The following is a 12,914-nucleotide window of genomic DNA, read 5'->3' as shown; positions in this document are numbered from 1 at the left end:
GGCGTGCGGAACAATACATGAGCTTAGGTCGAGATCGCGCTTATGGAAGGCAGCGCAAAAGGATAAAAACCGACGACCCGATCGATGTTTAATCACGCAAGCCAACCCTGCAATTTGCACCGCTTGCACGATACTTGTTGCCTGGACACCGCCCCAGAAAGGAGCCAGGATGAACCGCAACGAGCTGCGCCGTATCGACTTGAACCTGCTGGTGGTCTTCGAAACGTTGATGTTCGAAAGAAACCTCACCCGCGCTGCAGAAAAACTATTTCTTGGTCAACCGGCGGTGAGTGCCGCACTGGCCCGCCTGCGCGATCTCTTTGACGACCCATTATTGGTCCGAAACGGCAGAAGCTTCGAACCGACCTTGCGTGCCTTGGCGATTCTGCGGGAGCTGCAGCCCGCGATGGATACTATCTCCAGCGCCGTGAGCCGGGCCCGGGACTTCGACCCGGCCACCAACCGCGATACGTTCCGCATCGGCCTCTCCGATGATGCCGAATTCGGCCTGTTCCCCCACCTACTGAAACACATCCGTGAGCAAGCGCCGAATGTGGTCATCGTGGTCCGGCGGGTGAATTTTCTTTTGATGTCCGGAATGCTGGCTTCGGGCGAAATTTCTGTCGGAGTCAGCTACACCACGGAACTCCCCGCCAATGCCAAGCGTCGCAAGCTACGCGACATGGCAGTCAAAGTGTTGCGTGGCGATGATTGCAGTGAGCCCCTGAGCCTGGATGATTTCAGTGAGCGTCCCCATGCCTTGGTATCGTTCTCAGGTGATCTGTGCGGCAATATCGACAATGACCTGGCCCGTGTTGGCCGCACTCGACGCGTGGTGCTGGCAGTTCCTCAGTTCAGTGGCTTACGGTCGATCCTGGCGGGCACCCAGCTACTGGCCTGCGTTCCGGACTACGCGGCGGCAGCGCTGATCGACGGCAGTCAACTGCGCGCCGAGGATGCGCCCTTCCCTATCGCCACATCAGAACTGTCCATGGTCTGGGGCGAAGTCACGGACAACGACCCCGCCGAGCGCTGGCTACGCGCCAAAATCATCGAGCACATGGGGCAACCTGCGTCTAGCACTTGATGTCACACGACGGGGCGGCCTCGGTGAGGTAAATCGACAAATCAGTCATCGGCGGTATGGCGGGAATTTCGAAATACATCTGCACCAGCCAACCGCGGTGATAGGTCCCATGGTTGACTACATGCAGCAACATGCCGCCAGCGGTCATGGTTCCCTGGTTGCCAGAGACGAATGCGAAGTCGATTGAGCGCTTCAATGAAGCCTCCGTCTGCCCGGTGCCCCAGTCGACAAACCAGTCGTCCACCTCCTGTTGAGCGCCCCACAACTCATCGAGTTGCGGGTAAGGCATGGCCTGGCGTGACGAAAACCCATGCAGCCGTCCTTCAAGATGGGCCTGCCAGATGCGGTCTACCACATAGATGTGATTGAGCGTGGCGATCATGGTTTTCATCGGTCCAGCGCGTTGCCGGGTCAGCTCCTCGGGTGCCAGGGAGGCCAGGCTGGCGAAAAGCAGCTGGTCAGCCCAGCGTTTGTAGCGGGTCAGCAGTTGGGTGGTGGGCAGGTTTATCACGGCAAACCTCCTGGCGAGCAACGACGTCTTTCCCGGAGCGGCGGTGTACGCTGCAAACGTCTATTGGGTATAGATCACTACGCCGATCCAGTCGACGACGCTGTACTGGCCCGCGCTCCCGCTAGCGATGTTCCCGTACGAACTCGATGAAGGCTTTCAATGCCGCTGGCACCTGCCGCCGGCTTGGGTAATACAGGTGCAGTCCCGGATAGTAGTGGCACCAATCGCCCAAAACCTGCTGCAGATCGCCTCGCTCCAGATGTTCCTTGACCATGTCCTCGAACACATAGGCCAGGCCGATGCCTTGTAAGGCAGGCGCCAGCATCAAGCTCACATCACCCAGTATCAGCGGGCCTCGGACATCGACCTCCAGTTGGACACCTCCCCGCTCGAACTCCCATCGGTAAAGCGCGCCACTGGGAAAACGGTGCCCGATACAAGGTAGTTTTTTCAGGTCTTGTGGGTGTTGCGGGGTGAAATGGCGTTCGAAGAACGCGGGCGAGCCGACCACCACCGAGCGCAGATAAGGGCCAATGGGCAATGAGACCATATCGGCTTGTAACCGCTCACCCAGGCGTACACCAGCATCAAAGCCGGTGCCCACCATGTCCACTAACGCGTCGTCACTGACGATTTCCAGGTGTACATCCGGGTATGCATCGAGAAAAGGCTGGGCCAGTGGAAGCAGTGCAAGCTCCGCGGCTGCGCGCCCAGCGGTAATGCGCAGGTTGCCAGACGGTTTGTCACGAAAATTATTGAGGTCTTCCAGGGCGTCGGCGATGTCGCGAAAGGCCGGTTGCAGCCTTTGGTAAAGACGCTCCCCTGCGTCGGTAAGTGCCACACTGCGCGTGGTGCGGTTGAACAAGCGAACATCCAGGCGGGTTTCCAGAGCTCGCAGCGCATGGCTCAAGGCCGAGGGCGTAAGGCCGAGCTCGACCGCTGCACGACTGAAATTCAGGTGCCGGGCAATGCACAGGAAAAGCGACAGGTCGGCGGTGCTGGTCGGTTTCATTGATGAAAACCACTCAAAGGCCCATGTGATATTCATGGGATTATCACAGGAATCAAGAGATTTTAAAGTTCAATCAACTCATCGAGAAGGCCCGCATGGTGCAGGGTCGGATACAGGAGGAGTTGATATGCGTACTTGGCTCATTACTGGCGCTTCCCGTGGTTTCGGCACCCTGATCGCCCAACAGGCCCTGGCGGCTGGCGATGCAGTCATTGCAACGGCACGTAAACCAGAAGACATCGAGGCCCGACTCGGTCAGCATCCGAACCTGCTGGCGGTGCGCCTGGATGTGACCCGCGAGGAGGAAGCCCACGCAGCGGTCGCTGCCGGCATCAAGCATTTCGGGCAAATCGACGTGCTGGTCAACAATGCCGGGTTCGGCGTGCTCGGCGCGGTCGAAGAAACCAGCGCCAGCGAAACCGAGCGGCTGTTCGCCACCAACGTCTTCGGCGTGCTCAACGTCACCCGTGCGGTATTGCCCCATATGCGCCGTCAACGCAGCGGCCATGTCATCAACATCTCATCGCTGGGTGGCTACCAAGCCTATATGGGCTGGGGCGTTTATGGCTCGACCAAGTTCGCCGTCGAAGGCATCAGTGAAGCGATGCATCAGGAGTTGGCCCCATTGGGGATCAAGGTAACCGTGGTCGAGCCAGGTTTTTTCCGCACCGATTTCCTCGATGAGCAATCGTTGGTGAAAACAGCTTTGGAGCTGCCCGATTATGCCGCCACCGTCGGCGTCATGCGCAATCATGCCGAAGCAGCCAACCACGCTCAGCCCGGCAACCCTGCGAAACTGGCCGAGGCTTTGATGGTGCTGGCGAGTGTAGCCAATCCACCGCTGCGTCTGGCCCTGGGCAGCGACGCCGTGGCGCGCGTCGAGGCCAAGAACCGCGCAGTCGAACATGAACTGGAGCAGTGGCGGACACTGTCTCTTTCCACCGACTTCGTCTCGTAAGCTGCCGCGCGCCAAACCTGAACCGGGTGCGCCGGTTCAGGTTTTGGCTGCCTGCGACGCCAGAACGACCGCCCTGCAAGTTGACTCCCCTTCGCATAAATGCTCAGATGCGCCCCAGTTTCAGGTGTCCCCTGCCGCCGTGCCGGGGATTAAACGGGAAGCCGGTGCCTCGCCTTGTGCGATCAGTCCGGCGCTGCCCCCGCAACGGTAAGCGAGCGATGCATTCGATACGCCACTGTGCCACCGGCATGGGAAGGTGAATGCCTCACGCCTCTCGCAAGCCCGGAGACCGGCCTGTCACCTCGTTTGGCAACTCCCGCGGTGGGCGGGCGCGGGCCGGTCTTGGGGCAGCAGCCTGCCCGCGATTCCCTTGCGCGCCGTCATCGTCGGGTTACATTCATTCCCGGTACGGTTGCTCGTCATGTCTGCCCCTACCCTGCGTCTCGAAGGTTTGCACTGGGCGCCATCGCCTGGTGGCCGGCGGCTGCTCGACGGCATTGACCTGGAGGTACGCCCCGGTGAATGCGTCGGCCTGATCGGCCCCAACGGCAGCGGCAAGACCAGCCTGCTGCGCTGCGCCTATCGCTTCACACGGCCTGATGACGGGCGCGTGCTGCTCGAAAACGAGGACATCTGGCAGCGCCCGGCGCGCTGGGTGGCACAACGCGTCGCGGTGATGCTCCAAGAGTTTCCCGAGGATTTCGGCCTGAGCGTACGCGATGTGGTCGCCATGGGCCGCACGCCGCACCAGGGATGGTTCGACAGCGACGATGACGATGCGCTGGTGGACGCCAGCCTGCATCGCCTGGGCCTGCAAGCGCGCGGCGATCATGGTTTTACCCCGTTGTCCGGCGGCGAGAAGCAGCGCGTGCTGTTGGCTCGCGCGCTGGTCCAGCAACCGCGCCTGTTGATCCTCGACGAACCCACCAACCACCTGGACCCCCGCTACCAGCTGGCCTTGCTGGAGCACTTGCGCGCCACCGGCCTGAGCCTGCTCGCCAGTTTCCACGATTTGAACCTGGCTGCGGCCTTCTGTGACCGGCTGTATGTCATCGAGGCCGGTCGCATTGTTGCCCACGGCCCCCCGGCCGAGGTACTGACCGAACAGTGCCTGGCCGAAGTCTTCGGCGTACGGGCACTGGTCGACCGTCACCCCGTGGCCTTTCACCCACGCATCACCTGGATCAGCCCCGCATGAAGCGAAGCCTCACCTGCCTGGCCCTGCTGGCCGCCCTGCCCTTCGTCGCCTGGGCAGGCGACTACCCCGTGACCGTGCGCAGCTGCGAGCGTGATGTCACCTTCAGCCAGCCGCCCCAGCGGGCGGTGAGCCACGACAGCAACCTGACCGGCATGCTGCTGGCCCTGGGGTTGCGCGAGCGTATGGTTGGCTTCACCGGCATCAGTGGCTGGAAGACCCTTGACCCTACCATGACGGGTGCCCTGGACGGCCTGCCGGAACTCGCCCCGCGCTACCCATCGGTGGAAACCCTGCTCGATGCGAACGTCGACTTCCTCTTTGCCGGCTGGGGCTACGGCATGTACGTGGGCGGCCCGGTCACGCCACAGGCCCTGGCACCGTTCGGCATCCCGGTGTACGAGCTCAGCGAGTCCTGCTCGCGGGTCATGCCCCAACACCGCGCCAGCCTCGATGACCTGTACCGGGACCTGGACAACCTGGGGCGCATCTTCGACGTTCGCCAGCAGGCCCAGGCCCTGATCGCCACCCTGCGCCAGCGCGTGGCGCGCGTGCAGGCGCAGGTCGCCGCTGAGCCCCAGGCTCCCCGTGTATTCCTCTATGACAGCGGCGAAGACCGCCCCACCACCTCCGGCCGCCTCGGCATGCCCCAAGCGCTGATCGAGGCGGCCGGCGGTGACAATGTAATGGCCGATGTCAACGCCAGCTGGACCGAAGTGAACTGGGAAAGCGTGGTGGAGCGCGACCCGCAGGTGATCGTGATCGTCGACTACGGCCCGACCTCCTGGCAACAGAAGCGCGATTTCCTGCTCGCGCACCCGGCCCTAGGCGAAGTGACGGCCATCCGCGAACGACGTTTCGTGGTGCTCTCCTATATTCAAGTCACCCCATCGGTGGACAACGCCAGCGCCATCGAGCAGTTGGCAGCGGCGCTGCATCCCCGCCTGTTCGCAGGCACGCTGCAGTGATGCCGGTACGTGATCGTCGCGCCTACCGGTTGTTGCTCGTCGCGCTGCTGATGGCAATGCTGTGCTCGTGTCTGGTGTCTCTGGGGTTCGGTGCTGCCCAGGTACCCCTGGCCGATGTGCTGGGCATCGTGCTGCAACAGGCAGGCCTGGTCGACCCAGGAGGATGGAGCCGGGGCCAGGCACAGATCGTCTGGCAGATCCGCGCGCCGCGGGTGCTGCTCGGTGCGCTGGTGGGTGCAGGCCTGGCCTTGGTCGGTGGTGCATTGCAGGCCGTGACCCGCAACCCGCTGGCAGACCCGCATCTGCTCGGGGTCAGTTCCGGTGCGGTGCTGGGCGCGGTCCTGGTGGTGCTGTTCCTGGGCGCCTTCGCCGGCCCGTTCAGCCTGCCGCTGGCGGCGTTCATCGGCGCGCTCGCCAGCATGCTGCTGGTATTGGCGGTGGCCAGCCGACGCGGGCGCCTGGACAGCGACCGGCTGCTGCTCGCTGGGGTGGCCGTGTCCTTCGTGATCATGGCCCTGGCCAACCTGCTGCTCTACACCGGCGACCCACATGCGGCCAGCTCGGTGATGTTCTGGATGCTGGGCGGCCTGGGCCTGGCGCAGTGGTCGCTGCTGTGGCTGCCGGCACTGTGCGTGCTGGCGGGCTTTGCCTTGCTGATGAGCCTGGCGCGGGCCCTCAATGGTTTGATGAGCGGCGAACAGACAGCCGTCAGCCTGGGCTTCGAGCCCCGTCGGGTAAGAGCCCATGTGTTCGTGGGGTGTGCGCTGCTCACAGGCGTGCTGGTGTCATTGTCCGGGGCCATCGGCTTTGTCGGCCTGATGCTGCCCCATGTCGCCCGCCGGCTGGTAGGCGCCGAACATCGACGGCTGCTCCCGGCCTGTGCCTTGCTCGGGGCGCTGTTCATGGTCTGGGTGGACATCGGCGCACGTACGTTGATCGCGCCCCAGGACCTGCCCATCGGCATCGCCACCGCCGCCATCGGCGGCATGTTCTTCATCCTGATGCTGCGCCGCAAGCCCTGACGTGTCTACAGGCCTTGTGCCCGACGCTCGCGTACCTGGCGCTTGAGCACCCGCAAAGGCGGTGCATAGAAGAACCCGAACGACACGCTGCCCTTGCGCCCGGGCAGCGCGTGGTGCAGCCGATGGGCCCGATACAGGCGTCGCAGGTAGCGGTTCACCGGCTTCGGCGCCCGGGGCCAGTGGCGGTGGAAGAAGCCATCGTGGGCCAGTACATACAGCACGCCGTAGCCCGCCACGCCAGCGCCGACCCATTGCAGCGGCGCATACCCGGCCTTGCCCAGGGCGACCAGGCCCGAGGCGATCAGGGCGAGTGCCACCAGGTACAGGTCGTTGGTCTCCAGCATGCCCAGGTGGGGCTCATGGTGCGAGCGATGCAGCCACCAGCCCCAGCCATGCATGACGTACTTGTGGGCCAGCGTGCCGACGCCTTCCATGGCCACCAGCGTGCCGAACAGGATGGCGAGATTGAACAGCATGTAACGGTCCGAGGTTGTAACGAAGGGCGCAAGGTTAACACCGCCTGGGCGCGCTTCAGAGGCCTTTTTCATGAAAGTCCGGTCGCCGAACATCCAGTTTCATGAAGGAAATTTCCCAGATCGCGCAATTGTCACGCAACTGTCCTTGACCCTGCCTGGCGCCAGGCGTAAGGTCCGCGGCGCAGTTTTGCATCCCACAACAGGAGTCCTGCATTGGACAGTAGCCCCAGTCGATTGCGACAGGCCCACACGGCGAGCTAGTCCGGCAGCCCTCCTGCCACTGTCTTGCCGCACACGGTAGACGGTGGTTCATCACGGCCCAGGCGGGTCGATGTCTCCCCTTCTTTCCTTCCTGCTCCCGTGCCCGGCACGCGGGCATGTGGTCCTCGCACTCGTTGTTTTCAGTTGCGCCGCAGGTGGCGGCGCCCCACGGGCATATGCCCGGGAAATGAGGTTTGCTATGGATTGGAAAGTCTTTCTGCTGCGCGTCAGCGTAGCCCTGGTACTCGGCGCCCTGATCGGTGCCGAACGTCAACTGCGCCAGCGCCTGACCGGCCTGCGCACCAATGCGCTGGTCAGCACCGGCGCCTGCCTGTTCGTGCTCATGACCCAGGCGGTGCCTGGCATGGCGCCCACCGATGCCTCGCGTATCGCCGCCTATGTGGTGTCTGGTATCGGCTTTCTCGGCGGTGGCGTGATCATGCGCGACGGCTTCAATGTCCGTGGCCTGAACACCGCCGCCACGCTTTGGTGCACGGCCGCCATCGGTGTGTTGTGCAGCCTGGGCCTGCTGCTCGAGGCGGCATTGGGCAGCCTGGTGGTGCTGTGTGCCAATATCCTGCTGCGTGACATCGCCCAGCGCCTGGACCGCCAGGAGGTACTGCCGGCCAGCGAGGTGGAGCAGCGTTTCGAGGTCCGCATCGTCTGCCGCGCCGAGGACGAAATCCAGGTACGCAGCCTGATGTTGCACAGCCTCAGCGACCCCGGCCTGCGCCTGCAGTCGCTGCACAGCGAAGACCTGGCCAACCCCGCGCGCCTTGAGGTGCGCGCCGAGCTGCTCGGTACACCGCAGGCCCCTACCCAGCTGGAACGCCTGGTCAGCCGGGTAAGCCTCGAGAAAGGCGTCAGCTCGGTGCGCTGGCAGCTGCGCGAGCTGGTCGGCGAATGAGCCGCTGGCGAGCCTTGCCTTGGCGCGGCAGGGCTCGCAGACTGGGCGTTTTGTCAGGGACCACCCATGCACATTCGCCCTACCCGCCTTCATGATGTCCCCTTGCTTGCCGCCATCGAGCGCTCGGCGGCCCAGGCCTTCCTGCGTTTGCCTGACCTGGCTTGGCTGGCCACTGGCGATGTGCTGGACGAAAACGCCCACCGGGCCTTCATTGTCGGGCAAGGCAGCTGGGTGGCGGTGGACGGCAACGACTGCCCGCAAGGTTTCATCTGCACCGAGCAGGCACACGACTGGCTGCATATCCACGAAGTGTCGGTATGCGCGCAGGCCCAGGGCCTAGGGCTGGGGCGCGCCCTGCTCCAGCAAGCAATCAGCATCGCGCGGAGCCACGGCAAGCGGGTCGCCACCCTGACGACCTTCGCCGAGGTCCCCTGGAACGCGCCGTTCTACGCCCGGCACGGGTTCAAAATCATCGAGCCGGCACAACTGGACGCCCGCCTGGGCGACATCCTGCAGGCCGAACGCGCTCACGGCCTGACTGGGCGCTGCGCGATGGCATTGACGATCGTGCCGGCGGCTTGATCGCTCACGAATGGGTGCCGGTCAGCGCACCAGTGGCCAGCTGATAGCGGTCCCGCCCTTGGCGTTTGGCCTCGTACAGGGCGCTATCTGCCGTCGCCATCAGGTTTTCCGGCGTGATCGTTTCAGGCCCTGGGTACCCCACCGCGATGCCCGCACTGGCGGTGACATGCCCCAGCGGGCTGCCGGCATGTTCGATCATCTGCCGGCGCAGCAAGGCCAGGATCTCCTGCACGATCGCCACTGCACCCTGGGCGTCGGTGTTCGGTAGCAGCAAGGTGAACTCCTCGCCGCCATAGCGCACCGCCAGATCGCCTGGGCGCTTCAGCGCATGGCGCAGCACTTCGCCCACGCGTCGCAGGCACTGATCGCCGCCGGGGTGGCCATAGCGGTCGTTGTAGGCTTTGAAGTAGTCCAGGTCCATCATCACCAGCGCCAACGGGTAGCCTTGACGGCGTGCCCGGCGGATCTCCGCGTCGAATACACCGTCGAGCCGGCGCCGGTTACCCAGGCCTGTCAGGCTGTCGGTCAGCGCCAGGGATTTGAGGGTCTGGTGCGCCTGGTGCAAGGCGCGCTCGATGACGATGCGCTCGCGTAGCTGGCGCAGCACCACCCAACCGAAGGTCGCCAGCCCCACCAGCAACAGCAGCAGCACGGCGACCGACTTGAGCATGTCGTGGCGCCACGGGGCGAGGATCGACTCCCGCGACAAACCTGCTTCCACCACCAGTGGGTAGCTCGACAGTGCCCGGTAGGCATACAGCCGCGGGGTACCGTCGACCACTGCCACCGCCTCGGCCACGCCCTGGTCGGCGTAAGGCAGGTGGTTGCGGAAGATCTCGCTGTCCGCCAGGCTGCGCCCCACTACCTGCTCGACGAACGGCCGCCGAACCAGGATGGTGCCATCACGCTTGGCCAGTACCAGTGCGCCGCGTTCGTCGATCTTGAAGTCGCCGTAGTAGCGTACGAACCAGTCCACTTTGATGGTGCCCAGCAGCACCCCGGCGAAACGGCCGTCCGGGTGGTCCAGGCGCCGAGAGATCGGGATCACCAGGTCACCCGTGGAACGGCTGCGCACCACCGAACCGATACGCACGCCTCGGCCGGTATGGGTGCGGTGATAGATGAAGTAATCGCGGTCGGCATTGTTGGCGTGCTTGGGTGTCGAGGCCCGGTCGGTTACCACCCAGCGGCCCTCGGCGTCGTAGACGAACAGGCCGTGCAACTGCGGCATGATGGCCTTCTGCTGCTTGAGCAAGGCATGCAAGCGCGGCCGGTCCAGGTTGGCGAAGCCATCGCCTTCGAGCCGTTCGGCCAACGCTGCGCTAATGGCGTCGACCTGGCGAATCGCATCTTCGGCGTGCTGAGCGGTGGCCCTGGCCAGGTTGATCACTGCGTCCTCTGCATTCAGCGACGCATGGCGGTAGTCACGGGCGATGCGCCAGCTTTCGACCGAGACGAAAGCCAGCATCACCACGGCCATGAAGCTCAACACCAGGCGGAACAACGCGACAGCCCGGCCTTCGCCGGTGATCGCCAAAAGCCCCTCCTCGTGCGGTTTCCTGCTTGCAGCCATTACAGTCCCTTGTTGTCCCGCCCTCGCCGCCTATGACTATAGAACAGCGTGCCAGGCACGCGAACAACGCTTGGCACCTTTGCGCTAGCCTACGACGCGGTTTGCAGCGAGATCCAGACCGGCGCATGGTCGCTCGCCTTCGGCTCGTTGCGCACCCAGGCATCCACCCCGGCGGCCTCCAGCCGTGGTACAAGCTCGGGGCTGAGCAGCAGGTGGTCGATGCGCAGGCCCGCGTTGCGCTGCCAATGGTTACGGAAGTAGTCCCAGAACGTATAGACCTGCTCGTGCGGGTGCAACTGGCGGATGGCGTCGCTCCAGCCCTGGGCCAGCAGCTGGCGGTAACATTCACGGCTCTCGGGCTGGAGCAGCGCATCCTTGAGCCAGGAGCGCGTGTTGTAGATGTCCTGGTCGGTGGGTACCACGTTGAAGTCCCCTGCCAGCACCGTTGGGTGGCCGCTGTCCAGCAGCCCCTGAGCGTGCGCGTTCAGGCAGTGGAACCAGCGCAGTTTATAGTCGAACTTCGGCCCAGGCTGGGGGTTGCCGTTGGGCAGGTACAGGCATGCCACCAATACCCCATGGGCCGCGGCCTCCAGGTACCGGCTCTGGCTGTCCGCCTCCATGCCTGGCAAGCCGCGTCGTACCTCCAGCGGCTCGCTACCCCGGGCCAGGATGGCCACGCCGTTCCAGGACGGCTGACCGTGGTGCAGGCAGCCATAGCCTGCGGCCTCCAGGGCATCGCGCGGGAAATCCTTGTCGGCGGCCTTGAGTTCCTGCAGGCAGGCGATGTCCGGTTGCTCGCGCGCCAGCCAGGCCAGAAGCCCGGGCAGGCGGCTGCGGATGCCGTTGATGTTGAACGTGGCGATCTTCAAGGTCTTCATGCGTCAGGGTCATCGACATGGGCCTGCACCGCTTCTTCAAGCGCACGGCCATGGGCCTGGTCGGCCAGGGCCTTAAGCGCCAGCCAGTCGTCCCAGTCGATGGCGCCATCGTCGCGCAGGGCTTCGGCGGTACGGATCAGTTCATGGTGGTAGGCATCCGGCGACTCGCGCCGATAGCTCGCGTCATCGTACTGGGCGTACCAGGCTTCGAGCTCGGGAATGCTGCGTTCGATGCTCATGGGCAGGCTCCTCGGTGCAACCTTTGAATGTCTGAGCCCAGGTTGTCGGCAACGTTCAACCCAATGACCACTCGCCTCATGGCGTGAAGAAAAATCAAACCTTTGCCCACTGGCCGTGCTCAACCATAAGCGACACTGAGGTCGCGCCAATGGATAAGGAGTGACACATGAGCAATCTGTTCCTCAAGCGGGTCGGCCTGACCGTCGCGCTGGGCATGGCTTCGATGCATGTGCTGGCCGCCAGCTCCAACGACTTCGTCGACAGTGCCACCGAGTCGGGCATCGCCGAAGTGGTGACGGGCAACCTGGCCCAGGAAAAGAGCAAGAACCCTGAGATCAAGGCCTTCGCCCAACAGATGGTCACCGACCACACCCAGGCCAACCAGAAGCTCGGCGATATCGCCCGCTCGCTGGATATCAGCGTGCCGGACGAAGCCGCGCTGACCGACAAGGTCAAGAAGATGATCCTGGAATGGCGCGACGAGTCCTTCGACCAGTCGTATATCAACAACCAGGTCGAGGCCCATGAAAAAGCCGTGAAGCTGTTCAAGGACGAAGCGAACACCTCCGACAAACCCGAGCTCAAGGCCTTTGCCAGCGAAACCCTGCCCAAGCTCGAGCAGCACCTGGAGCACGCCAAGCAGCTCCAGGCCAAGCACGGCAAATGACCTGCAGCACGTGTGAGGCACGCCATGAGTAACGATGCACTACGTTCCGAAATCCTCACCCGCCTGTTCCATGCCCACCCACAAGGCCTGGGCAAGGAGCTGCTGGACAACTACCGCGGTGAAAAGGCCGTGGCCGGGATGCTCAAGACTCTGCAGGAGCAGGGGTTGATCCAGGATGGCAGCGTCGATGTCGATGCCGAGCATCGGCTGAGCGTGAACTACCCGATCAAGCTGTCGTCCGCAGGCGTCGAGGAAGCCAAGAAAATGCCGCAAGGCTGAATGCACCTGGCGGCACCTGACCTTCACCAGCGCCTCGGCACCCCGGGGCGCTGGTGAAGCCTTCTTGGTTCAATCTTTTTTTTCGTCGTCCCGAGGCGGCTTGGCCGGGCCTTGCGGGTCGACTTGCGGGTCTTCCAGGTCGGGTGAGTCCGGGTCGAAACCCAGGTCGTTCTTGCGTGTCGCGTGCTCGGAAGAATGAGGGCCGTCGTCGGGCTTGTGCTGTTCGGGTCTGCTCATGGGCTGTCTCCGGTAGAGGTGTCTACGGAAGAACCTGCAAGCCTCAGGAAGTTTGATCCAT

At 63.8% G+C, this 12,914-nt stretch carries 16 protein-coding genes and 1 riboswitch; of the genes, 9 read left to right on the top strand and 7 right to left on the bottom strand.

What is annotated here, in order from left to right; genetic code table 11:
* Nucleotides 1–169 precede the first annotated feature (169 nt).
* Entirely contained in the window at nt 170–1,087 is a 918-nt protein-coding gene (locus AC1MHZ_RS16760) for a LysR family transcriptional regulator (protein WP_084857864.1), read from the top strand.
* On the opposite strand, the gene AC1MHZ_RS16755 is transcribed toward AC1MHZ_RS16760, so the two are convergent.
* Both AC1MHZ_RS16755 and AC1MHZ_RS16750 read right to left on the bottom strand, forming a co-directional pair.
* On the bottom strand, nt 1,077–1,598 hold the full coding sequence (locus AC1MHZ_RS16755; protein WP_482966638.1) for a DinB family protein: 522 nt from the start codon (nt 1,596–1,598) through the stop codon (nt 1,077–1,079). The two genes, AC1MHZ_RS16760 and AC1MHZ_RS16755, sit on opposite strands and share 11 nt — an antisense overlap.
* A 121-nt stretch (nt 1,599–1,719) precedes the next feature.
* Nucleotides 1,720–2,610 carry a LysR family transcriptional regulator gene (locus tag AC1MHZ_RS16750; protein ID WP_482966730.1) on the bottom strand — a complete coding sequence of 297 codons (891 nt, stop codon included), beginning with the start codon at nt 2,608–2,610 and terminating at the stop codon, nt 1,720–1,722.
* 127 nt (nt 2,611–2,737) lie between these two features.
* Here AC1MHZ_RS16750 and AC1MHZ_RS16745 point away from each other — a divergent pair, with 127 nt between their 5' ends.
* The 4 genes from AC1MHZ_RS16745 (at nt 2,738) to AC1MHZ_RS16730 (ending at nt 6,753) form a co-directional block, all read left to right on the top strand.
* Nucleotides 2,738–3,568: an oxidoreductase gene (locus AC1MHZ_RS16745; protein ID WP_084857861.1), complete on the top strand. Its 831-nt coding sequence runs from the start codon at nt 2,738–2,740 to the stop codon at nt 3,566–3,568.
* Nucleotides 3,569–3,673: 105 nt separating this feature from the next.
* Nucleotides 3,674–3,880: riboswitch (cobalamin riboswitch) on the top strand.
* 109 nt (nt 3,881–3,989) lie between these two features.
* Nucleotides 3,990–4,766: an ABC transporter ATP-binding protein gene (locus tag AC1MHZ_RS16740; protein ID WP_482966637.1), complete on the top strand. Its 777-nt coding sequence runs from the start codon at nt 3,990–3,992 to the stop codon at nt 4,764–4,766.
* Nucleotides 4,763–5,731: an ABC transporter substrate-binding protein gene (locus AC1MHZ_RS16735; protein WP_084857859.1), complete on the top strand. Its 969-nt coding sequence runs from the start codon at nt 4,763–4,765 to the stop codon at nt 5,729–5,731. Before AC1MHZ_RS16740 ends, AC1MHZ_RS16735 begins: the two co-directional genes overlap by 4 nt.
* Nucleotides 5,731–6,753, top strand: coding sequence for a FecCD family ABC transporter permease (locus AC1MHZ_RS16730; protein WP_465001093.1), 1,023 nt, complete (start codon nt 5,731–5,733; stop codon nt 6,751–6,753). The genes AC1MHZ_RS16735 and AC1MHZ_RS16730 overlap by 1 nt, the downstream gene beginning before the upstream one ends.
* A 5-nt stretch (nt 6,754–6,758) precedes the next feature.
* On the opposite strand, the gene AC1MHZ_RS16725 is transcribed toward AC1MHZ_RS16730, so the two are convergent.
* The gene (locus tag AC1MHZ_RS16725; RefSeq protein WP_084857857.1) at nt 6,759–7,229 is read right to left on the bottom strand and encodes a sterol desaturase family protein; all 471 of its coding nucleotides are present in this window, start codon (nt 7,227–7,229) and stop codon (nt 6,759–6,761) included.
* A 460-nt stretch (nt 7,230–7,689) separates the two neighbouring features.
* Here AC1MHZ_RS16725 and AC1MHZ_RS16720 point away from each other — a divergent pair, with 460 nt between their 5' ends.
* Nucleotides 7,690–8,397 (top strand): MgtC/SapB family protein, encoded by a 708-nt coding sequence (locus tag AC1MHZ_RS16720; RefSeq protein WP_084857856.1) that lies wholly within the window; start codon nt 7,690–7,692, stop codon nt 8,395–8,397.
* A 66-nt stretch (nt 8,398–8,463) separates the two neighbouring features.
* On the top strand, nt 8,464–8,979 hold the full coding sequence (locus AC1MHZ_RS16715) for a GNAT family N-acetyltransferase (RefSeq protein WP_482966636.1): 516 nt from the start codon (nt 8,464–8,466) through the stop codon (nt 8,977–8,979).
* A gap of 4 nt (nt 8,980–8,983) precedes the next feature.
* Here AC1MHZ_RS16715 and AC1MHZ_RS16710 read toward each other — a convergent pair whose 3' ends face one another.
* The 3 genes from AC1MHZ_RS16710 to AC1MHZ_RS16700 form a co-directional block, all read right to left on the bottom strand.
* Nucleotides 8,984–10,552, bottom strand: a complete 1,569-nt coding sequence (locus AC1MHZ_RS16710) for a sensor domain-containing diguanylate cyclase (RefSeq protein WP_368828953.1) — start codon at nt 10,550–10,552, stop codon at nt 8,984–8,986.
* A gap of 89 nt (nt 10,553–10,641) precedes the next feature.
* Nucleotides 10,642–11,430, bottom strand: coding sequence for an exodeoxyribonuclease III (gene xth / locus AC1MHZ_RS16705; RefSeq protein ID WP_084857853.1), 789 nt, complete (start codon nt 11,428–11,430; stop codon nt 10,642–10,644).
* Nucleotides 11,427–11,669: a hypothetical protein gene (locus AC1MHZ_RS16700; protein WP_084857852.1), complete on the bottom strand. Its 243-nt coding sequence runs from the start codon at nt 11,667–11,669 to the stop codon at nt 11,427–11,429. The genes xth and AC1MHZ_RS16700 overlap by 4 nt, the downstream gene beginning before the upstream one ends.
* A 167-nt stretch (nt 11,670–11,836) precedes the next feature.
* Here AC1MHZ_RS16700 and AC1MHZ_RS16695 point away from each other — a divergent pair, with 167 nt between their 5' ends.
* The gene (locus AC1MHZ_RS16695) at nt 11,837–12,337 is read left to right on the top strand and encodes a DUF4142 domain-containing protein (protein ID WP_084857851.1); all 501 of its coding nucleotides are present in this window, start codon (nt 11,837–11,839) and stop codon (nt 12,335–12,337) included.
* Nucleotides 12,338–12,361: 24 nt separating this feature from the next.
* Nucleotides 12,362–12,616 (top strand): hypothetical protein, encoded by a 255-nt coding sequence (locus AC1MHZ_RS16690; RefSeq protein ID WP_084857850.1) that lies wholly within the window; start codon nt 12,362–12,364, stop codon nt 12,614–12,616.
* Nucleotides 12,617–12,685: 69 nt separating this feature from the next.
* Here the strand turns inward: AC1MHZ_RS16690 and AC1MHZ_RS16685 are convergent, their stop codons facing one another.
* Nucleotides 12,686–12,853: a DUF6021 family protein gene (locus tag AC1MHZ_RS16685; RefSeq protein ID WP_368828951.1), complete on the bottom strand. Its 168-nt coding sequence runs from the start codon at nt 12,851–12,853 to the stop codon at nt 12,686–12,688.
* Nucleotides 12,854–12,914 lie beyond the last annotated feature (61 nt).

Source organism: Pseudomonas sp. FA-1, from assembly GCF_056856075.1.
The sequence above is the reverse complement of the archived record's forward strand: the minus strand, read 5'-3'. Positions and strand labels throughout refer to the sequence as shown.